This window comes from Polyangium jinanense (genome assembly GCF_028435265.1).
Classification (GTDB): Bacteria; Myxococcota_A; Polyangia; order Polyangiales; family Polyangiaceae; genus Polyangium; species Polyangium jinanense.
Genome location: NZ_JAGTJK010000065.1, coordinates 1 through 20398, shown reverse-complemented (window position 1 = coordinate 20398; position 20398 = coordinate 1). Strand labels below are relative to the sequence as shown.

Here is a 20398-nt window from a genome sequence, read left to right as displayed (position 1 = left end):
GCACGCGAGGTCACATTGCTACCAGGCACCTATCCCGCAAAATGGTACGGGCAGCGCCCTATGCGCGCATGAAGGTCACGCGCTCGGCCGGCGGTTTTACCGGGCCGTTTCCGTCCAGGTGACCGGCAGTTCGTGGACGCCGTAGATCTGCATGTTGGTCTTGAGTTTCACTTCGCCGGCGGGGACGGCGAGCTCGAGGGTCGGGAAGCGACGTAGCAATGCCTCGAAACCGGCCCGCATCTCGAGGCGGGCCAGTTGGTTGCCGAGGCAGTGGTGGAAGCCGTGGCCGAAGGACAGGTGACCGCGGGCCTCGCGGTGGATGTCCAGGGTGTCGGGGTTGTCGAAGCGCTGAGGGTCGCGGTTGGCGGCCAGCAAGGAGACAACGACGGTCGATCCCTTGCGGATTGTTTCGCCGCCGAGTTCGATGTCCTCCGTGGCGTAGCGATAGAGGATATCGACAACGGACAGGTAGCGCATGAGTTCCTCGACGGCATCGGGAAGCAGATCCGGGTTTTCGCGCAGTTCGGCGAGCTGCTCGGGGTGCTCCAGGAGCGCGAAGGTGCCCAGTGCCAGCATGTTGGCCGTGGTCTCGTGGCCCGCGAGCAGCAGCAGGAAGGCCATGCCGGTCAGCTCCTCGACAGTGAGGTCGTCATGGCGGGCCAGGTCGGACAGGATGTCTTCGCCGGGGGCGGCGCGTTTGCGCGTGACCAGTTCGGAAAGGTACGTGGTCATTGCGCCGTACGCGGCCATCTTCTCGTCGAGCGGAATGTCCTTCTCCAGGAACTTGGCGGAGTTGACCTGGAAGTTCCCCCGGTCCGCGTAGGGGACACCGAGCAGTTCGCAGATCACCAGCGAGGGCACCGGCAGCGCGAACGCCTTGACCAGGTCGACCGGCGGGGGAAGGCGCGAAAGGTCGTCCAGTTGCCGCTCGGCGATGTCGGTGATCTGCTCTTCGAGCCTTTTCATGCGTTTGACGGTGAAGGCGCCGGTGAGCCTGCTCCGCAGCCGGGTGTGGTCCGGCGGGTCCATGGCGATGAACAAGCCCGGCACCTGCGGAGGCGGTTCGGTGATGGCGGGCATGCCGGGGACCTCGTACGGCACGTGAAGAATGCCGAGGTCCTGGCGGGAGCTGAACCGGGTGTCGGCCATGACCTTTCGGACCGCGTCGTAGCCGGTGACGAGAAAGCCCTCGTGACCGTCGGGGAAGACCATGGGACTGACAGGGCGAGCCTCGCGCAGCCGGGTGATCTGGCGGGGCGGGTCGAAGGGGCCTGCATCGCGCGCCATGGGAAGGCCGTGCGGGATGGGAACCGTCAACGTGGTGTCGTTCATGAGGCGAGTGTGCACCTTGACCTTGGGTCAAGGTCAAACCGCAATTTTTCGCGCGGTTCGTGCTCTGGATCGCCCATCCGCGAAAAAGGCAGGGTGAAGTTACGGACAGAGCGTCGCTGCGTAGAGGCCGTCGGCATTGAAGCTGCCCCAGTCGAGCGGCGTGGCGCTTCCGTAGACCTTGCAAAGGACCTCGCCTGCATCGATGCTCAGGATCTCGATCGTGCCTCCCGCGAAAGGCCCGGTGTCCGTCGCATCATTGCAGCCCGGCGCCGAGCCACGCCAGTAGGACGCGGCGATGGCCGGGTCGGTGAGGTCGATGATCCCAGGCGTCTGGAGCGACGGCGGGAGGCGCAGCATCACGCGCGAGGTGTGCGTGCAATCGATGGGTGACCAAGGATCCTGGCAGCTCCCGGGCTCGGTCCCGAGGAAGAGGTAAAGCGCGTCGGGATCCGGGGATGCGCCGCCCGGCGGCGTGGCGAGGTTTTCGCCCTGGACCGCCAGCGCGGGGGAAGGCGGGCTCGGCGGGGGCGCCGTGCTGCAAAAGGTGGCGGTATAATCGCCGTCGACGTCCGGGTACGGGGGCGGCAGCGTCCCCGTGTTCAGCTTCACGGAGACGGAGGTCGCATCACTTTCGACGATCTCGAGCGTGCCCACGAATCCGTGGCCATACGACTCGGTGGCGCCGCCGCAGGAGGGCAGCGAAACGCCGAGGTAGCTGAAGATGCGACGGTCCTGGAGGTCGATGACGCCAGGACGATTGAGCTCGGGTGGGATGACGAGAAAGAGCTGCCAGAAGGGATCGATACAAGCCGGAACGGGGGTTCCGGATTCGATCACCGGCTGGCTGCACTCCTGGAGCGAATCGCTGAAGAAGAGCACGAGCGCGTCGGGATCCGGTATCTCCTGGTATTGCGGTTCGAAGACCCCATGCGGGGTATCGGGCAGGAGGGTCAATTCGGCGACGCGCATTGCGATCGCGTTGGGGTGCGGGTCCGGCGGGTTCGGGCCCACCACGGTTTCCGAGTGTCGAGCTTCCACGGGGCCGAGTACGATCGCCTCGCAGCCACTGCTCATCATGGCCAATGTCCCGAGCGCTGCCATGCAATGCTTCATTTTGATGACCTCCTTTGAAGGTTCCAGGATGAAGTCCTCCCGGGAGGCCGCCACGGCTCATCAAAACCAACCGAAATCGACGCCCACGGCGGGGAGCACGATCGGCTTGCCCCAGGTCGCGACCTCGTGTTTGGCAAGCTGAACCGAGACCCCTTGGCCGATGAAACTGGCGAGAATATCCGCGCGCACGCGGAGCATGGGCGTCGCGACCCACGAAAGGCCGACACGCACGAAAGGGGCCACCGTCACCGCGGAGGCCGACCCCGGAAGAAACCCTGCATTGGCTGTCCCGTGGCTCTCCAGCGAGACGGCCATGATCCCGAGCTCCGCCAACGGCGCCCATCGGGTCGCGCGTGGATGGAAGACAAACCGCATGCCTCCCCCGGCCAGCAGAACCGAGAGATCCGCGCTGCCCTCGGCGCCCTCGACGCGGGGCCTCGTCAGCGGAATCGCCGCAAAGCCGCTTACGCCGACGTGCGCGCTGGGCATCCAGGCGAGGCCGATACCGAGGTTTACCGCGGCGCCGAAGCCGCCGGGGCTGAGGAGCAGGCCAGGAGCGAGCGAGAGGCGCAGCGAGGGGGGCTCGCGCTTTCCGGCGAGCGCGCCTGGCGCGGGGAGGGTCATCTTCTCGCGGAGCTCGGGCGTCGCGGGGACCTCGCCGGGAGGGACCCCCGGCACGGCGACCTCGAGCAGGCTGGCGCGCAAGAGCTCGACCGTTCGTAGCGCCAGCGCAGCGTCACGGTCGAGGGATCCACCGGCGTCGGTGATCTCGCGCAGGACGGTCTTGCCCGTGACGCGATCGGCGACCCACACCTCGACGCCGCGCTCGGAAGGGACGACCCGGATGGCCGCGATGGCGTCCGCCTTGCGCGCCGTGGCCTCGAGCGAGGCGCGCGAGGCCGGCTCGACCCCGGGATCGAGGAGCGCTGTCCGAAAGCCCAGCGCTTCGAGCTCGGCCTGGACACGAAGGCCAAAACGATCGCCGGGGGCGCAGACGACGGCAATGCTGGAGACGGCATCCCCGGCGCGCGCGGCAGGCGCGAGCGCAGCCACGAGGGTGTGCACGGCGGCGGCCAGGAAACACACGAACGAGCGCCGGCGCGTCATGGCGCCGAGCTCGCTCCGCGGGCGAGCACGCCCCGCGCATACGCTGCGTGGACGCCGCTCGGATACGCGGCGAGGTATCGCTCGGCCGCGCGCCGCGCGCCGGCCAGGTCTCCCCGCTTGTCCTCCGCTTCGACGAGCCGTCCGGCCGCCTCCGCGGCAAACGCGCCGCCCGGCTGCTCTTGTAGGTAGAGCACGAACCAGCCGGCGGCCCCCGCGTGGTCCTTTCGCTGATCCTGCGCGATCCGGCCGAGAATGAACGCCGCCGCCGCTGCCTCCGGGGAGCCGGGGAAGCGACTGCGGAGCGACGTGAAGGCCTGGCTGGCGCGCGCCGCGCTGCCGCCGAGCCGGGCCGCGTCGCCGAGGGCGCGCAAATCGCTCGCGCTCGCGCCTTCGCAGATCACGTCGAACCCTTCGAGCTCGGCCGCTGCGAGGGCGTCTTTGTACTTTGCTTCGAGCGAAAGGGCGCGCCATCCGGGCCCCGCCGGCGCCACCACCGGCGGAGGAACGGACGAGCCGCTGGCATTCGCTCGAGCGTGCGGCCGAGGCGATTCGGCCACGGTGACGCGGGCGGTGGGGCTCGTCGAGGGTGCGTCCGGGATAGGCGGGACCGCGTCTTTCGGGGGCTCGGTCGGTACCACCGCGGTGGGTACGGGGGCCGCGCTTTCGTCGACGGTGCCGACCTCGAGGGTATTCTGCGCGGGCGAAATGGTGAGCCGCTCGCCGGCGCGGACAGCACGCTCGTCCCCCACGACCGGCCCGGAGATGGTGATCGCGCCCTCGCGTAGCCCGACGGAGACCTGCTCGGTCGCGGGGTCCCAGCGGATCTCGAAGCGCGTGCCGATGACGTGGACCTGGAACGGTCCGGCCCATACCGTCCAGCGGGCGCGGTCGAGGTGGACGATGGAGAGATCGAGCGTGCCCCGCTCGACCGCAATCTCGGCGCCGTGCGCGTCGATCGCGGTGACCCGGGCGCGCCCTCCCGGCGCGAGGTGGAGTTCGGAGCCATCCGAGAATCGGATCGGGAGCTCGGCGGCCTTCGGTGCGGCGATCCACGCGCCGACGGCCCCGGGTTCGGTCATGCCGACCGAAAAGCGCAGGGACGCACGGGGCCGCGTCGCGACGCTCGCCATGAGCACGATGACGAGCAGCGCCGCCGCCGGCAACAAAGCGAGGCCGACGGCGAGCGACCTCGGTCGGCGCGATGTGCGGGGGATGGTCGCCTCGAGCAGCCGCGCGCGCCCCTGCGTGCGCTCGAGCCTCGCCGCCGGATGTCGATCTTGCAGCGTGGCGACCTGTTGGCCCAGGTTCGTCAGCGATCGCTCGGATTGCCCCATCGGGTACCTCTCTCGAGCCATGGCTCGAGCACCGGATGTCTACGCGCCTCGGCCTCGAAGCGAGCCCCCGCGCGTGCGAGGCGTCGTTTGATGGTCGCGAGCGAGGTCCCGCACGCGGCGGCGACCTCGGTGAGCTCCATGCCGTCGATGAAACGAAGCGCGAAGGCGATGCGCTCCTCGGCGGGGAGGGTGTCGAGGACGGCGTAGGTGGCCCGCAGCGCATCGAGCACCTCCTCGGAGGGAGCGCTCGACGGAACCTCGGGCAGCTCGTCGCTGGGCAGGAACCAGAGCCATTTGCGGCGCCGGCGGCGTGTGATCGACGACCGGGCGACGTGGACCGTGATCATGGTGAGCCAGCCCTTGAGGGCGCTGGGATCCTCGAGCTTGGGGAGCGAGCCGAGGGCGCGGACGAAGACGTCGTGGTGGAGGTCGGCGAGCTCGTGGTCGAAGCCGAGGATGCGGTAGAGCACACGGTGGACGTGATCGGCGTGGCGATCGTAGAGCGTGGCGAGCGCGCCGGGGTCGCCGCGGCGAAAGGCGTGGACGAGGGCGGCATCATCCCCGACAAACGCGTCCCGGGGGACGGCGGGACGGGGGACGAGCTTGAGGAGGGCAGACACTACGCGTGGAGTCTCCGCAGGGAGAGCGCACGGCTCACGAGTCAAAAGGAACCTACGGGGAAAGCCTCCATGAGGTTCAAGAGCGAGTGGAGTTACCCACGCGGAAGCCCCCTCCAGGCCGAAAGCTCGTACTTGACCCCTTCTCGGAGACCTCCCGAAGGTCATCGGCTCGATGTCGATGCCGACACGCGGACCTTCCCGAGCCTTCCGGCTGGGGGTCGATATCGGCTTGCCGACCTCGAAGTGGTCTCCGGCTGCGGGTCGATGTCGGCTTGCCGACCTCGAAGTGGTCTCCGGCTGCAGGTCGATGTCGGCTTGCCGACCTCGAAGTGGTCTCCGGCTGCGGGTCGATGTCGGCTTGCCGACCTCGAAGTGGTCTCCGGCTGCGGGTCGATGTCGGCTTGCCGACCTCGAAGTGGTCTCCGGCTGCGGGTCGATGTCAGCGTAGCCCGCGGTGCTCCGACGGATGCCTGCCGGCGATCATCGCAAGTGCTCGGCCATCGGCGCGGGTTTCGTCATGGCCGCTCGAACACGGCGACCGCGCTCGGGTACGCGACGGTCACCCGGAAGTAGCGAAGCGCTGACCCGCCCAGCGCGCCGTCCACCCGTTTATCCATCCACTGCGACATCCACTCGTGGAAATTCTCATCCTGTCGCCGCACGAACCAGACCGGCCCAACCTCGTGGCCCGCGACCATGATCCGCGGCACTTCGATCATCGGCTCCCTGCGGACGCAAAGGTCGGCGCCCTCGATCACGCGCCACTCCGGGTGATCCTGGCGCCACCGGTCGAAGGTGGACTGCACGATGAAGCTCGTGGCGCGCACCGGAGGCCCGCTGTCCGCGAGCGCCGCTGCCGCCTGATCCGTGAGATTCACGGTCGCGCCCGTGTCGAAGAGGAAATCCACGGTCTGGCCGTCGATCTGCGCCTGGATGCGCGGAAAGTTGGTCGCCCGCGTGCCAGCTTGGTTCATGGGAAAACCAAGCGAGACCCGGTGAGACGCGTCGTGCGCCGGCAGATCGCCCGCGGCGCGGAGGAGGAGCCGGCGGCCCGGGTAATCGAAGGTCCACGTGCGGCCCTGGAACCAGGCCTGGCCAAGCATGCCGTCGCTGCTCTCACGTTCACAAGCATTCTTGGCCTTCGAGGCCACGCCGAGGTGCCCCCCAAGCACAGTCACCGGGGGAATCGAAGCCTCAGGCTTGAAGGGCGGGAGCAGTACGCCCTCGGCCAGCCCCTCGTCGCCCGCGATCTGCTCTGTCGGGAGCCCAAGCCGCTCGACAGCGCTGCGGGTGAGGAAGAGTCCGCCGCCCGTATCGGTGTAGAGGAGCAGCCGGGCGCCGCTGGTGGTGATGGGCTCCACGAAGAACCGGTCAGCCACGAAGCGCGTGGGAAGCGGTAACGGTCTGCCAGGCAAGGGGAGCGCAGCTGGAGAAGGGGGGGCGCTAGGCGGGGGAGGCGCGGGGGCAGCCGGGGCGCAGGCAGTCGCGCAGGAGAGGAGCAGCACCAAAGCAAGGCGAAGATGCACACGAGAGCTCATAGCATTCTTCGGCCGCGGGCGATGGAGGCGGGAGCGGGAGCGGTCATCGCAAGGCGTCGCGCCGGGGCGCTGCCCCGGGCCCCGCGGGGGCTGTTCGCCCCTCGACCCGAACCAGGGCAAGCCCTGGACCGTTCGTGGAAGAACTGCGCGTTGCGCAGTTCTTCCAACAGGCCGGTGGCAAGACCAGGAAGGTGCGTTGCACGCTGGCGACAGGCACGTTGCCCGTTGAACGGTCTTGGTGGGCGGGGGCGCTCGCCGGTCTTGCCTCGGCCTGTTCGATGAACTGCGCATCGCGCAGTTCATCGACCCCGGGTCCAGCGCTTGAGCTGGTCCGGGTCCAGGGGCGGATAGCCCCTGGTGGGGCCTGGGGCAAAGCCCCAGCTCCGCGCCTTGACGCTCACTCGGTAGGTTGAATGGACGGCGCAGGCTCCGGGCGGCGGCCAGCGGCTTCGGGCGAGAGCCGCTTCACCACGCTTCTCACGACGACGTAGAACGCGGGGACGAGCAGAAGTGCAAGCACCGTCGCGCTGATCATCCCGCCGAGGACACCGGTACCGAGTGCGCGCTGCGTTTCCGCGCTGGCGCCACTTGCGATCGCGAGAGGGACGACGCCGAGTGTGAATGCAAGGGACGTCATCAGGATGGGACGCAAGCGCAATCGTGCTGCCTCGATGGCCGCACTCGCCGTCCCGCGCCCTTCCTCTTCGAGCTGCTTGGCGAACTCCACGATGAGGATGGCGTTCTTCGCGGAAAGCCCGATCAGCGTGATCAGGCCGACCTTGAAGAACACATCGTTCGGCATGCCGCGCAGCTTCACCGCCAAGAGCGCGCCCAGCAAACCGAGGGGAACCACGAGCAGGACGGACACGGGGATCGACCAGCTCTCGTAGAGCGCGGCGAGCACGAGGAACACCACGAGCAGGGAGAGCGCGAGGAGCGCGGGCGCTTCATTGCCCGAGAGACGCTCCTGATACGAGAGCCCCGTCCATTCGACGCCGTAGCCCGGGGGAAGCTGCGAAACGAGACGCTCCATCTCGGCCATCGCTTCTCCGCTGCTGAAGCCGCTCGCTGCGGTGCCGGAGAGACGCACGGCGGGATACCCATTGTAGCGAACGAGCTGGAGCGGGCTCCGCTCCCATCGAGGTGTGGCCACGGCGGAGAGCGGCACCATGCGACCTTCTTGGTTGCGCACCGGCAACGCGAACACGTCGTCGAGCTGCATGCGCACCTCGGGCTCCGCTTGCAGGATCACCTGCTGCAAACGCCCCGCGTTTGGAAAGTCATTGACGTACATCGAGCCGAGCGCCGCCGAGAGCGTCGCGTTGATCGACGCGAACGACACACCGAAGGCCTCTGCACTCTGACGATCGATCTCCACGCGCACCGACGCGCCGTCGGGCAACCCCTCTGGATACACCCCCGCCACCACGCGGCTGTTTGCGGCAGCGGCGAGGAGCTGGTTCTGTGCGGCGAGCAGGCGCGTTTGCCCCTGGTTGCGCCGATCGACGAGACGCATGGCGAACCCGGAGCTCGTGCCAAGGGAATCGATCGAAGGGGGCAGGACGTGGAACATGCTTCCGTCGCGGAGGCCCGCGAAACGCTCGTTCGCGGCTTGCACCTCTCCCTGGGCCGTTGCGCCTTGGCGCGCGTCCCAGTCTTTGAGGATCGTGAACATGAGCGCCGCGTTCGGGCCCGAGCCGGAGAAGCCGAAGCCCTGAATGGCCACCACCGCACGCACGCCCGGTCGCTCGCGAACATAGGCTTCGTACGAGCGGATCACCTGATCGGTACGCTCGGCGGTCGCATCCGAAGGTAGCGCGACGCTCGAGATCCAGTAGCCCTGATCCTCTTGGGGCAGGAACGAGCCCGGCAACGCGCGGAAGAGCCATGCCGCCCCGACGCCGATGGCGACGAGCGAGACGAGCGCGGTCCAGCTCCGCTTCACCACGCGACCGACGCCCTGGCCGTACCGCTCGGTGAGCCACGCGAAGCCACGATTGAAAGGCCCGAACACACCGCGGTTTGCATCGTGGTGCGCGGACACCGGCTTCAAGAGGGTCGCGCAGAGGGCGGGCGTCAGCGAGAGCGCGAGGAACGCCGAGAGCAGGATCGACACCGCCATCGAGAGGCTGAACTGTCGGTAGATCGTCCCGACCGAGCCCGACGCGAACGCCATCGGAATGAACACGGCCGACAGCACCAGCGTGATTCCGATGACCGCGCCGGTGATCTCCTTCATCGCCTTCTTCGTCGCCTCCTTTGGCGAGAGGCGCTCGGTCGCCATGATGCGCTCGACGTTCTCGACCACGACGATCGCATCGTCGACGATGATGCCGATCGCGAGCACCATCCCGAACATCGTCAGGACGTTGATCGAATACCCCGTCGCATACATGACGGCGAACGTGCCGAGCAGAGCGATCGGCGCGACGATGGCGGGCACCAGCGTGTAGCGGAGGTTCTGAAGAAAGACGAACATCACCACGAACACGAGCGCCATCGCCTCGAAGAAGGTCTTGAAGACCTTCTCGATCGAAATGCGAACGAAAGGCGCCGTGTCGTACGGAATGCCGACCTCGATCCCGTCCGGAAAACCCTCGGCGAGCTCCGCGACGCGCGCGCGAAGGAGCGCGGCTGTCTCCACCGCGTTCGCCCCCGGCGAGAGCATCACGCCCGCGCCGGCCGAGGGCGAGCCGTCCGTTCGCGTCGAGGTGCGGTAGCTCTGCGCGCCGAGCTCGATGCGGGCCACGTCCGACAAAAGGACACGCGAACCGTCCGCTCGTGCGCGCAGCACGATGGCGCCGAACTCCTCGGGCGTCTCGAGCTCGCCCCGCACGACGAGGGGAATCGTCACGCGTTGTCCCGGAACCGTCGGCGCGTCGCCCACCCGGCCCGGCGAAACCTGCGCGTTTTGCGCGCGGATGGCGTTCGCCACGTCCTCGATCGACACCTCGAGCGCCGTGAGCTGCGCGGGGTCGAGCCACACGCGCAAGGCGCGCGGGGCGGCGAAGACCTGCACGCTGCCCACGCCGCGGACGCGCTTCAGCTCTTCGACGATACCCCGCGAGAGGAAGTCGCCGAGCGTCTGTTCGTCGTACCGGCCATCGGGCGAGCGCAGATCGACGATGCAGAGAAAGTTCGAGGTCGACGCCTCGACGGCGAGGCCGATCTGCCGGACCGTCTGCGGCAGTCGAGGCTCCACGGTGCGCAGACGATTCTGGACCGCGACCTGGGCCAGCTCGGGATCGGTCCCCGGCTCGAACGTGACCGTGATCTGCGCGACGCCCGACGTGTCCGACGAGGACTCGAAGTAGAGCAGATGCGGCACGCCTGAAATCTCGCGCTCGATGGGCGCGAGGACGCTCTCGCTCATCGTGGAGGGCGTCGCGCCGGGGTACACGGCCGTCACGTTCACGCTCGGTGGCGCGACGGTCGGGTAGCGCTCGACCGGCAGGCGCTGGAGCGCGAGCACGCCGAGCAAGACGATGAAGAGAGAGACGACCCACGCGAAGACCGGGCGCTCGATGAAGAAACGCGGCATGATCTCGTTATTCGCTTGCGGGCATGCGCGCCGCGTCAGGGGTTAGGGGGGCGATGCGCTCGGCGCGGCCGTCGCCGCAGGAGCTTCGGAGGGCGCGCTCGGCCGGTTCGGCGGCGGCTTCCAGGTCGAGGGACGTACCGACATGCCGGGCTTGAGCTGATCCTGTCCTTCGACGACGACGCGGTCGCCCGACGTGAGCCCGTCGCGAACGATCTGCTGCCCCTCGACGATGCGCCCCGTCGTGACGGAACGCACCACGACGTGGTCGCTGGGGTCGACCACGAGCACGCTCTCGCCGAGCGCGGGATCGTGGAGCACGGCCTGCTGCGGCACCGTGATCGCCTGGGGCTCTCGGCCGACGGGGATACGCGCGCGGACGAACATCCCCGGCAGAAGGTGGAGATCTTTGTTCTCGACGAGCACGCGCAACGTCAGCTCGCTCGTCGACGGGTCGACGTTCACGTCGGTCGAGAGCAGTCGTCCTTGCTCTGCGTAGGGCTCGCCGCGCATCGAGAGCAACGTGACCGGGAGGCCCTGGCTCGTTTCGAGCTCGCCCCGCGCGAGGCGCTTGCGCAGCTCCTCGTAGCGCATCACCGGCTGGCGGATGTCCACGTACACGTGGTCGAGCTGCTGGATCGTGACCATCGGGATCGGATCGGTGGTCCCCACGAGCGCCCCCTCGGTGACGCGGGAGAGACCGATTCGTCCGCTGATGGGGGCCGTGACGGTGGCGTAACGCAGGCTGACCCTGCTCCGCGCGAGCGAGGCCTCGGCGATGGCGAGGTCGGCCCGCGCGATGTCGACCGTGCTGCGCGCGTTATCGGCCGCCTGGCCCGCGATGGCGCCGCTCGTTTCGAGGCGCTGCGCGCGCTCGGCCTCCCGTGTCGCGATCGCGAGGGCAGCGCGTTGCCGCTCGGTCGTCGCGGCGGCGCTCGCGACCTCGGCCCGGAAGACCGTGGGGTCGATGCGATAGAGAGCCTGCCCCGCCTTGACGGTGTCGCCCTCGTTGAAGAGCCGCTCGCGCACGATGCCGGACACGAGTGGCCGGACGTCCGCGACCCGCACCGGCACGACGCGGCCTGGAAGCACGTCCTCGAGCACCACGGCGTGCGGCGCCACGGACACGACCGAGACTTCGGGGGGCGGCGGCGGAGGCGGCGGCGTGCTCGTCTCGGCGGACGCGCAGGCCGTGAGGAGCGTCGCGCAAACGAAGAGGAGACGAAGGTGTTGCATGTCGTTGTTCTATCGGTCTCTCGCGGAGTTTGTCCGAAATGGCCGCCGATGGATGCCCCGGAACGAACGCAGCGGGCTCCTGCCTGGTCCGATCGCGGAACATCTCCGTGGGGTTCGCGCGCGGAGGAGGTAATGGCGAGGCGTATGGTGGTCACGTCAGGACGGGAATTCGCCCTTCTTCACGCCCAAGCACAACGGGGGCGCAGCGATACCGTTCCTGTCATGCCGCCGTGGTGAAAGGGAGGGGAACCTCGGAGCCAGAACGAGAGACATGCACGGCTCCTGGGTCGTGGCGCCCCACACGGCCTTCCTTGGTTTACGGATCCATCTCGTTCAAAACGGACCAGGTTTACCACGAACAATATGAGGTGCAAGGGTTCAGGGCGAAGAGCAAGCTATGGAGTCGATCTTCGCAAGCTCGGATTCGAACCCAAAGAGCTGTTTGGACATCTCACCTTGACATACCACCTGGCACGTGGGCCGCGCCGGTCAGGGCGAAAGAGGTTCGCCTGCCGGCCATGTTGTACACTCGCCCAAGCCGAGAGGAGGCTCCCGTTGGAGTGAACCCGACGATGAAGCACGATTCCCACGGCAACGGCCCCGCGCAGCGAGGAGGAGTCCATAGGTAAGGAGCGAGAGAGAGAAGCCGAAATGCTTCGAGGTTTGTCGAGGAGCTGCACGATGCGCAGTTCCTCGAACAGGCCGAGTCAAGACCAGGAGCGACCCTGCCCACCAGGGCAGCGACGCTGACCTTTCCCCTGGCAACGTTGTCCCTGGTCTTGCCACCGGCCCGTGGAAGAACTGCGCATTGCGCAGTTCTACCATCCCGCAGGCTTCGAAGCGTCGGTCCTCGACTGGGCGCGGCTCGATCTCGCCGCTGCGGTGGAATCGATGCCTGACGCCCGCGCTCTCGCAGAACCCTTCGGGTGCTCGCGACAGGGCACCGGGCAAGGGGGTTCGCCGTGGCGCGCCGAGCGACGGACAACACACAGCCTATCTGGCAGGTGGAGGAGAGCGCGGATGCAGAAGGACGAGATGGCGAAAGCCGGCGTCATCGCCGGTGCGGGCCTGGCAACCGCAACGATCGCGGGCGCGGCAGCCACGCGGCGTGGCTTCAATCTGCGCGGCTGGGCACTCTACACGCTCACCAAGCTGCTCGCGCCGAACCTCTCCGATCCGGAGGTGCTGCGCAAGACGATCGAGAAGGACCGAGCGGAGGGACCGAAGCGCCCGCCCAAACGCCTGTTGACCAAGATCGACTTCCGCGAGGAGGTGCGGGACGGGATGCTCGTGTTCCACGCGTCCCGGAAGGGTGCGCCATCAACGCCGCTGCGCCTTATGTACCTTCACGGCGGCGCCTTTGTCCTAGATTTGCAGGAAATCCAGTGGAACCTGGTTATTGGCCTGCTCGATCGCGTCGATGCGGAGGTCGTGGCGCCGATCTACCCGCTTGGCCCCGAGGCAAGCTGGAGGGAGACCACGGCGGCCGTCAAGAAGCACGATCTGGACATGGTCGCCGAACATGGCGCGGGCAACATCGTCGTCTTCGGCGATTCCGCAGGGGGCGGGCTTGCGCTGCTGCTTGCGCAGGCCCTGCGCGACGAGGGACTTCCGCAGCCTGAAGCGCTTGTCCTCTTTTCGCCTTGTCTCGACATCAGCGGCAGCGGCGAGGATCAGCCCGCTCTCGAACGCCGCGATCCGGCCTTGTCTCTCAAGTTGATTCACCAGATCGCGCCGATGTGGGCGAAGGACGTCCCCGTAGCCGGCCAGGCTCTGGACGAGGCAGCGGATTTCATTCTTCGGCGGACATCACGCATACCGCGTCAGGCGCTGAGCATTGGTCTCATCGCGAGGGGTCGCGCCGGGGCGCTGCCCCGGGCCCCGCGGGGGCTGTTCGCCCCTCGACCCGAACCAGGGCAAGCCCTGGACCGTTCGTGGAAGAACTGCGCATCGCGCAGTTCTTCCAACAGGCCGTTGGCAAGACCAGGAAGGTGCGTTGCCCGCTGGCGACGGGCACGTTGCCTGTTGAATCGTCGGCGCCGCGGTTTTGATAGGCAGGGTCGTCGTTGGTCTTGACCTGGCCTGTTCGATGAACTGCGCGGAGCGCAGTTCATCGACCCCGGGTCCAGCGCTTGCGCTGGCCCCGGGTCCAGGGGCGGATAGCCCCGGTGGGGCCTGGGGCAAAGCCCCAGCGCAGCGCCTCCCAAGATGAGACCAATGCTCAGCGTCAGGCGGGCGCGGGGGCCGTGGCCGCCTCGGGCGCCGTCGAGCGCTTGTAACGGCGGATCGCCGATTCCCCGATCGCTCGGGTGGCGGCCGTTGCGGCGAGCGCTCCCGCAGGCACGGCGAAGGCCGGGTTCAACGTCATCGCGATAGCCACCGGCGCGGCGGCGCTGGCGGCGCAAGCCGCCACCACGGCCACGAGCTCCGTCACACGCTCGGATTGGTCGATGTCCTTCCCGAAAAGCAGCGCTATCTCGAGGATGAGGTAAAGGTGCATCCTGGTGAGGATGGATGCGCCTGCGACGAACCCCAGGCCTTCGTACACGATGCCGAACCCAGGGACGGCGGCGGGCGCATGAACGAGGCCGCCCGCGGCGAAGGAAATCGCCGAGGTCGATGCAATGAGACGACGCGCCTGCTGCTCTGGCGACTCGTCCGGATACATGCGCCGCACGCGCTCCGCAACCGACCGGATACGGGACTTTCGGAGTCTCAGGACGAAGTAGAGCAGATCATCGGTGAACAGGCTTTGCTGATCGGCTACCTGCTGCGCGATTGCCATGGTTTGCCCCCTCTGCCGGAACGCCGCGAACGGATTGTGTCCTGACCAGGAGATCGTCGGCGGAACGCCACTTCCACACGCGGCGAGGTTGCCCCTCTCCTCGAGCGTGATGGACAGCCGAGCTCCTCCTGGTTGCTTCTGTCCCACGCTCGGCCGCCTTGCGAGAGCCGTACCGGTTCTGATCCGCCGCTCTCTCCTCTTCTCCTTGGCAAACGCGAGATCCTGGAGGCCCAACCGCTGGAGGCGACTTCACGACGCCCGTCTTCGCCATCCCGTCGCCCTCCTGAGCGAATCCCGTCACGGTCTCCTCGCCAGCGTTTTACCCGGGATTCGCAGGTTCGTCGCCGAACGCGTGCATCATGCCCGGGCATGACGTCACGTAGGTTGGCTCATCTCTCCGATTTGCACCTGGGTTCGTCGACGGCCGGCGCCGTGCGCGCCGCGGCGCTCGTTCGCCGCATCGAGTCCGACGGCATCGATCACGTCGTCGTCACGGGGGATCTCACGCACCAGGGGGAGCACGCCGAGGCGCGCCGCTTCCAGGAGGTTTTCGCGCCGCTCCTCCGAAAGGGCCGCGTCACGTTCATTCCGGGCAACCATGATCGCACGGGGCAGGATGCAGGCGGTGAATGGATGCAAGGCCAGCGCGTTCGCGTCGAGGATCGGCCCGGTCTCTATCTCGTATGTGTGGATTCGACCGCTCCCCACAACCGCTCGTACTTTCAAACGCATGGCGAGCTGTCACGAGGCGTCCTCATGGAAGTGGACGCGGCGCTCGACGAGGCCCCCTCGGGCTGTCTGGTCGCGGTGCTGCTCCACCACCACGTCCTGCCGCTGCCCGAGGATAGCCCCATCGAATGGCTCATCGCTCGCCTCGGATCTCCCGTCATGGCGGAGCTCTCGCTCGGCGCCGAGCTCATCGAGCGCGTCCGCGGCCGCTCGGACCTCGTGCTCCACGGCCATAGGCACACGCCTCGCGCCTTCGACCTGAGCCGCGCGGGCGAGCGCGGGCTCTCCGTCTTCAATGCGGGCAGTTCCACGGAGCTCGGAGGCTACCGCGTCTTCGAGCACGAAAACGGGCGGCTCTCTGGACGACCGTCCTTTTGCAGGGTCATCCCCCGGGCCGGGACGCGCTTCGTGGCGGACAACATGCTTCCCGCACTCCAGCACGTCGCGCGTAACCTCTACACGAGCGATGACCGCGGCAAGGTCGCCCGCGTAGGTATTTGACATCAAAAGGCGTCCACCTCGAGCGGGATGGACGGCGCGCTCGACCTCGACGCGCTCCAGGCCTACTTCGCAGCCCATTCCCCCGTGAGCCCACCCGCGCTCGATCGAATCACTGCATTGCCATAATCTTCCAGTCCGCAAGCGGTAGCCGCCCGCCGGCAGCGAGGTCTCAGGGCACATAACCGGCGTACGACAAGCCGAGCCCAAGGAGGAGAAGGACAATCCCCGCTCCCGTCAGGAGCCCAGGCCTCTTGTCGAGCATCGCCGTCCCGACCTGCACGAGGCGCTCCGGGAAAAGCATGCGGAGCGCCCCGCCGATCACGAAAAGCCACCCGATGATGGTCAGCCCGATCGGCCAACCCGATCTCCAGGCGTTGACGATGCCGAGCCCGATGAGCAGCGTCATGAATCCCGACAGGTAAATGAGTGCACGGCTGCCCAGAAATTCCTTGACCATGGCGCGATAGCTCTTGCCACCGAACAACGCACTGGCACCGCTCATCAGGAGCAGCGGCCCGATCAGCCTGGCAATATAAATCGACGAATCCATGCGGCTTCCCCCTCCTCGCGTCTCACCCCGTCCACACGAATCGTGTGCCCCGAACGGTCAAGTGCAAGGGCCCCAAATCACGCCCGCGCATTCACCTTCTACTTCCATCTCTGCGCGTTTGCGCGTCCTTCCGTGATGGCCCTCGACGGGACGCGGCTCGGTCGAGCCCAGTGTACGCCCTCGGTGGCCTCCAGGGCCTCGAGCATGCGCGTGCGCTCGATCTCTCAGTTCGGGCAGGTCCCACTGCCAAGTCCTACGTCTACGTCGGGCGTTCGCGCGTCGTGCGCGCTTCGAGTCCTTTCTGGAGCTTTCGGCATTCGCCCTTCGGCAGCTTGCGAGCGAGCTCCGCAAGATGATTCAGCTCGTCGTCTGCCGGAAAGGTGATGATGCACAACGAAGGCACACCGAGCGCGCGTGCAATGCGTTCGATGGTCTCGATGGTGATCGCACCGAGACCTTGCTCGATGCTCGACAAGTGTTCTTTCGACATCGCGCCGGCGAAGGCGAGATCCTGCAAGGACATGCCGCGCTCTTGGCGCAGCTCGCAGACACGAGCGCCAACTTTCAGGCAGAGTGGATTGACTTCGGTTCGTCGGGGCACGGTTCCTCCCTACTCGGGCATGAGGTGGCCCGAGGTCCCTACCACAGACTCCACGCCGAGACAAACCCCGCGGACAAACATTCGTACGACCCCCCTCGGAGAGACGAGGGGCCCGCGTTGGGTCACCGCTGTTTCATGGTCCGGAGAAGCGAAACACGCCTTCAGTTGGGTGGGATGTGCCAGAACTTCTCGAGTCGGCACGAAAGGTCGGCGGTGAAGGTCCCCGTGGCGTCGTTGGACGGGTTACCGAGCTCCGCGGGGCGTGGCGCCATGGATGCGCCATGGACTTTGATGTGGATGGGTTGCTGCTCCACGCTCACGCCAGGCTCGTACGCGACCACGTCGAGCGTGCCCGAAGCGCTGGTCCAATCGGCAGTCGACGTCGCCCACCTCAGCAGGACGTGGTTTTGCCCCGCCTCGTTCATGGTGGGAACGAGGGGCAACGGCTTCCCACAGGCCAGGGCATCGAGGTCGTGACTCCAGAGCTGAAACCAGCGGCCATCGCCGGCCTTGCCGACGATGGCGAGGGCCCAGCCCACCGTCCAGTATCCCTCGATTGGGCTGGTTCCTGGGAGTGACTCCGGGATGGTCAGGGTCGTGGGGCCGAGGTCCGCACCGCTGACGTTGGAGGCATGGAGAACGCAGCCCGGAACCTCGGGAACCTCGGCCTCTCCTCCTGCGCCGCCGTCGTCATGGCAGCTCGAGGTCGTGCCGGCAGGAACCGGACCCGTCGTCTCGAACTCCGACCGCGCGCCGCACGCGCACACGAACGCGATCGATGCCGCGATGACCACCCGACCCTCGCCCCGTTTCTTGGTGCCCATGCTCATTCGCCTGAGTGAGACGGAACACGCTACCACGGAGCTGAGGCAACTCGATACTTTCTCATGGCGCCAAGCGGAGGCGGCGGCGGCAAGCGGGATCTGTTTGAGATGATCGATGAGAAGCTCGGCAATCGGCGCACCTTCGTAGCGATTGGGAGTTTGCCGCGATTCGTCGTGCGCGAGGTCGAGGAGTATCTGCGCTGCGGGATCCTCGGCGAGGGCCATGAGTTCCCACGGGCTCGGGTCCGACATGGCACGGCTCCTGCAAGTTCACGCCCTTGCCGACCCTGCCCTTCTCCTCGGGCGTGGGCCGACCCGAAGGACGCCTCGTGGTGCCTACACCCAATCACAACGTAAGTTCACCCGGATCCCCTCGTCGACGAGACCCCGGAGGAGGTCGGACCTCGTCGGGTGCCTGGCCGACGAGGCCCCGGCGAAGTCCGATCAGGGCGGGGGCTCGCCGACGAGGCAACCGACGGAGTCCGATCAGGGCGAGGGTCTCGCGGACGAGGCAACCGACGGAGTCCGATCACGGCGGGGGGCTCGCCGACGAGGCAGGCGGCGGAGTCCGATCACGGCGGGGGGCTCGCCGACGAGGCAGGCGGCGGAGTCCGGAGCGGAAGCGGCAGCGGGTTCGTTGATCGCCTGGCAGATGTAGGTGGTGCCCGCCGAGTTCGGCGCGCAATACAGCCCCGGGCAGCAGGCGCCGGACGAGCAATCCTCGCTGAGGTTCTTGCAGGCGACGTCCTCGCCGCCCCCCCGCAATGAGCAATGGCGAACGAGGGGGGCCAACTGCCCCCTGCCCTTTGACCGGGCTCGGCGTTTGCCCCGGAACGGGGTGGCCTGTTCAGTAAACCTTCGGCATGGCGCGGAGCAGCTTGCCGACGGCATGGTGCGCGGCCACCTGCTCGATCGGTCCCGTTGACAACCACCGAGGAGCTTCTGTAGCCTCACCACGCTTCGATACCTGAAAAGGAGCGCCGATGATGGCACGCGGGAAGATCATGCCGCTCGACGAGGCGATGGCGCGCGTCGTGAATGGCACCCGCCTGATGATGGGGGAGTTCGTCGGTGTCGCAGAACCTGCGAAATGCATCGAGTGGATGCTGGAGAAGCGCGTCCGTGACCTGACGCTCATCACGGTCACGCCGGGCCTCAAGGGCGGGTTTCTCATGGGCCGCCTGTTCGAGCAAGGCCAGATCAGCGAGCTCATCTCGACCCACGTCGCCACGTCCGACGAATCCTCGGAAGCCTACCTTCAGGGCAACCTCAAGGTCCGCCAGTTCTTCCCCATGGGGACGTGGGCGGAGAAGGTGCGCGCCGGGGCGGTGGGGCTGGGTGGGATCCTGGTGCCGGTGGGGATCAGCATCCTCGATCAGCCCGGCATCTTCCCCGATCTCGAGGAGCCCAAGCAGAAGCTCACGCTGAACGGACGCGAATACTTCGTGGAGGAGGCGCTGCGCGCCCAGGTGTCGATCATCAAGGGCTGGCGAGCCGATCCGCTCGGCAATGTGGAGTTCCGCCACACCAGCCTCCAGAACCAGCGGGACATCGCCATGGCCGGTGATTTCACCATCGCCGAGGTCAACGAGATCGTACCCGTCGGTACCATCCCGCCCGACCGTGTGGGCTGCCCCGGGCCGTTCGTGCAGGCCGTGGTCCAGGGCCATAGCCTGGAGGAGCAGCACGAGCTCTATCGCAACCACTGGATCAAGATCGGCCGGCTTGCCCCGGTCGCTCGATGAGGGTCCCTGATGACCAGCCGTGAAAAGGCCGCCCTCGACCCCCGCGTGATCATCGCCCGCCGCTGCGCCCTGGAGCTGCGAGACGGCGACGTCGTCAACCTCGGCCTCGGCATCCCGACGCTGACGGCCAATTACCTGCCGCCCGGGGTCGACGTCATTTTTCACACCGAAAATGGCTGTTTCGGTTTCGGCCCAAAGCCGCAAACGCTAGACGCCGACAGCGACGTGACCAATGCTGGCGGCGAGCCCATCACCCTGCTCCCCGGCGCCTCGATCATGGACCTGACCACGTCCTTGGGCGCCATGCGCAACGGGTATATCGGCACGAGCATCCTGGGCGCGCTCGAGGTCGACCAGGAGGGCAACCTGGCCAATTGGGCAACGGAGCGGAAGGGGCGCTGGTGGCCCGGCATCGGCGGCGCCATGGACCTGTGCTACGGCGTTCCGCGGATCATCGCCGCACTGCAGCACGTCGACAAGTACGGCGGGAGCAAGGTTCGCCGCCGGACGACCCTGCCTCTGACCGGAAAGCGCTGCACCAAGGTGATCGTCACCGAGAAGGCGGTGTTCGACGTCGTTCCCGGCGGGCTCGTGCTACGAGAAGCCTTTCCCGGGCTCTCCGTCGACGATATCCGCGCCATCACCGAGGCCGAATTCGAGGTATCACCCGCGTTCCGCCCCATGCAGCTCGAGTCGACCGCCACGCAAGGAGGGTAGCGGAACGGCTGGGAGGCGCTTCGCCGGGGCGCTGCCCCGGACCCCGCGGGGGCTGTTCGCCCCTCGACCCGAACCAGGGCAAGCCCTGGACTCGGGGTGGAAGAACTGCGCGATGCGCAGTTCTTCCA

Annotated in this window: 16 protein-coding genes; 4 read left to right on the top strand and 12 right to left on the bottom strand. The window is 67.4% G+C overall.

Translation table 11 applies throughout. From position 1 onward, the window contains the following. Positions 1 to 96 precede the first annotated feature (96 nt). The 8 genes from KEG38_RS48415 to KEG38_RS48380 all read right to left on the bottom strand — a co-directional run bounded on the left by KEG38_RS48415 (position 97) and on the right by KEG38_RS48380 (position 11818). Positions 97 to 1332 carry a cytochrome P450 gene (locus KEG38_RS48415; RefSeq protein WP_272427754.1) on the bottom strand — a complete coding sequence of 412 codons (1236 nt, stop codon included), beginning with the start codon at positions 1330 to 1332 and terminating at the stop codon, positions 97 to 99. Between the two features lie 99 nt (positions 1333 to 1431). Continuing rightward, positions 1432 to 2445, bottom strand: a complete 1014-nt coding sequence (locus KEG38_RS48410) for a hypothetical protein (RefSeq protein WP_272427753.1) — start codon at positions 2443 to 2445, stop codon at positions 1432 to 1434. Between the two features lie 60 nt (positions 2446 to 2505). Then, positions 2506 to 3552, bottom strand: a complete 1047-nt coding sequence (locus KEG38_RS48405) for a hypothetical protein (RefSeq protein ID WP_272427752.1) — start codon at positions 3550 to 3552, stop codon at positions 2506 to 2508. After that, entirely contained in the window at positions 3549 to 4907 is a 1359-nt protein-coding gene (locus tag KEG38_RS48400; protein WP_272427750.1) for a FecR domain-containing protein, read from the bottom strand. The genes KEG38_RS48405 and KEG38_RS48400 overlap by 4 nt, the downstream gene beginning before the upstream one ends. Next, positions 4862 to 5506 (bottom strand): RNA polymerase sigma factor, encoded by a 645-nt coding sequence (locus tag KEG38_RS48395; RefSeq protein WP_272427749.1) that lies wholly within the window; start codon positions 5504 to 5506, stop codon positions 4862 to 4864. The genes KEG38_RS48400 and KEG38_RS48395 overlap by 46 nt, the downstream gene beginning before the upstream one ends. Before the next feature lie 515 nt (positions 5507 to 6021). After that, a complete protein-coding gene (locus KEG38_RS48390; protein ID WP_272427748.1) occupies positions 6022 to 6885 on the bottom strand; it encodes a pepsin/retropepsin-like aspartic protease family protein in 864 nt (287 codons plus the stop codon). 556 nt (positions 6886 to 7441) lie between these two features. Beyond that, a complete protein-coding gene (locus tag KEG38_RS48385; protein ID WP_272427747.1) occupies positions 7442 to 10585 on the bottom strand; it encodes a multidrug efflux RND transporter permease subunit in 3144 nt (1047 codons plus the stop codon). Between the two features lie 42 nt (positions 10586 to 10627). Next, a complete protein-coding gene (locus tag KEG38_RS48380; protein WP_272427746.1) occupies positions 10628 to 11818 on the bottom strand; it encodes an efflux RND transporter periplasmic adaptor subunit in 1191 nt (396 codons plus the stop codon). A 1020-nt stretch (positions 11819 to 12838) separates the two neighbouring features. On the opposite strand from KEG38_RS48380, the gene KEG38_RS48375 reads away from it, so the two are divergent. Continuing rightward, complete coding sequence (locus KEG38_RS48375) at positions 12839 to 13894, top strand: alpha/beta hydrolase fold domain-containing protein (protein WP_272427745.1); 1056 nt, start codon at positions 12839 to 12841, stop codon at positions 13892 to 13894. Positions 13895 to 14045: 151 nt separating this feature from the next. Here KEG38_RS48375 and KEG38_RS48370 read toward each other — a convergent pair whose 3' ends face one another. Next, entirely contained in the window at positions 14046 to 14603 is a 558-nt protein-coding gene (locus KEG38_RS48370) for a hypothetical protein (RefSeq protein WP_272427744.1), read from the bottom strand. Positions 14604 to 14972: 369 nt separating this feature from the next. Between KEG38_RS48370 and KEG38_RS48365 the strand changes: the two genes are divergently transcribed. Further along, the gene (locus KEG38_RS48365) at positions 14973 to 15833 is read left to right on the top strand and encodes a metallophosphoesterase family protein (RefSeq protein WP_272427743.1); all 861 of its coding nucleotides are present in this window, start codon (positions 14973 to 14975) and stop codon (positions 15831 to 15833) included. Between the two features lie 169 nt (positions 15834 to 16002). Here KEG38_RS48365 and KEG38_RS48360 read toward each other — a convergent pair whose 3' ends face one another. The 3 genes from KEG38_RS48360 to KEG38_RS48350 all read right to left on the bottom strand — a co-directional run bounded on the left by KEG38_RS48360 (position 16003) and on the right by KEG38_RS48350 (position 18060). Further along, positions 16003 to 16383, bottom strand: a complete 381-nt coding sequence (locus tag KEG38_RS48360; protein ID WP_272427742.1) for a hypothetical protein — start codon at positions 16381 to 16383, stop codon at positions 16003 to 16005. A gap of 259 nt (positions 16384 to 16642) precedes the next feature. Then, positions 16643 to 16984 carry a helix-turn-helix domain-containing protein gene (locus KEG38_RS48355; RefSeq protein WP_272427741.1) on the bottom strand — a complete coding sequence of 114 codons (342 nt, stop codon included), beginning with the start codon at positions 16982 to 16984 and terminating at the stop codon, positions 16643 to 16645. A 161-nt stretch (positions 16985 to 17145) separates the two neighbouring features. After that, positions 17146 to 18060, bottom strand: a complete 915-nt coding sequence (locus KEG38_RS48350) for a hypothetical protein (RefSeq protein ID WP_272427740.1) — start codon at positions 18058 to 18060, stop codon at positions 17146 to 17148. Between the two features lie 752 nt (positions 18061 to 18812). Between KEG38_RS48350 and KEG38_RS48345 the strand changes: the two genes are divergently transcribed. Further along, positions 18813 to 19553 (top strand): CoA transferase subunit A, encoded by a 741-nt coding sequence (locus KEG38_RS48345; protein WP_272427739.1) that lies wholly within the window; start codon positions 18813 to 18815, stop codon positions 19551 to 19553. A gap of 9 nt (positions 19554 to 19562) precedes the next feature. Further along, positions 19563 to 20270 carry a 3-oxoacid CoA-transferase subunit B gene (locus KEG38_RS48340; protein WP_272427738.1) on the top strand — a complete coding sequence of 236 codons (708 nt, stop codon included), beginning with the start codon at positions 19563 to 19565 and terminating at the stop codon, positions 20268 to 20270. The last annotated feature ends 128 nt before the right edge of the window (positions 20271 to 20398 follow it).

Bases quoted from the DNA above. Each gene is read 5' to 3' on its own strand.
- KEG38_RS48365 (WP_272427743.1), top strand. From the start codon at position 14,973: ATGACGTCACGTAGGTTGGCTCATCTCTCCGATTTGCACCTGGGTTCG.
- KEG38_RS48345 (WP_272427739.1), top strand. From the start codon at position 18,813: ATGCCGCTCGACGAGGCGATGGCGCGCGTCGTGAATGGCACCCGCCTG.
- KEG38_RS48415 (WP_272427754.1), bottom strand. From the start codon at position 1,332: ATGAACGACACCACGTTGACGGTTCCCATCCCGCACGGCCTTCCCATG.
- KEG38_RS48370 (WP_272427744.1), bottom strand. From the start codon at position 14,603: ATGGCAATCGCGCAGCAGGTAGCCGATCAGCAAAGCCTGTTCACCGAT.
- KEG38_RS48375 (WP_272427745.1), top strand. From the start codon at position 12,839: ATGCAGAAGGACGAGATGGCGAAAGCCGGCGTCATCGCCGGTGCGGGC.
- KEG38_RS48360 (WP_272427742.1), bottom strand. From the start codon at position 16,383: ATGGATTCGTCGATTTATATTGCCAGGCTGATCGGGCCGCTGCTCCTG.
- KEG38_RS48400 (WP_272427750.1), bottom strand. From the start codon at position 4,907: ATGGCTCGAGAGAGGTACCCGATGGGGCAATCCGAGCGATCGCTGACG.
- KEG38_RS48410 (WP_272427753.1), bottom strand. From the start codon at position 2,445: ATGAAGCATTGCATGGCAGCGCTCGGGACATTGGCCATGATGAGCAGT.
- KEG38_RS48340 (WP_272427738.1), top strand. From the start codon at position 19,563: ATGACCAGCCGTGAAAAGGCCGCCCTCGACCCCCGCGTGATCATCGCC.
- KEG38_RS48405 (WP_272427752.1), bottom strand. From the start codon at position 3,552: ATGACGCGCCGGCGCTCGTTCGTGTGTTTCCTGGCCGCCGCCGTGCAC.
- KEG38_RS48385 (WP_272427747.1), bottom strand. From the start codon at position 10,585: ATGCCGCGTTTCTTCATCGAGCGCCCGGTCTTCGCGTGGGTCGTCTCT.
- KEG38_RS48380 (WP_272427746.1), bottom strand. From the start codon at position 11,818: ATGCAACACCTTCGTCTCCTCTTCGTTTGCGCGACGCTCCTCACGGCC.
- KEG38_RS48350 (WP_272427740.1), bottom strand. From the start codon at position 18,060: ATGTCGGACCCGAGCCCGTGGGAACTCATGGCCCTCGCCGAGGATCCC.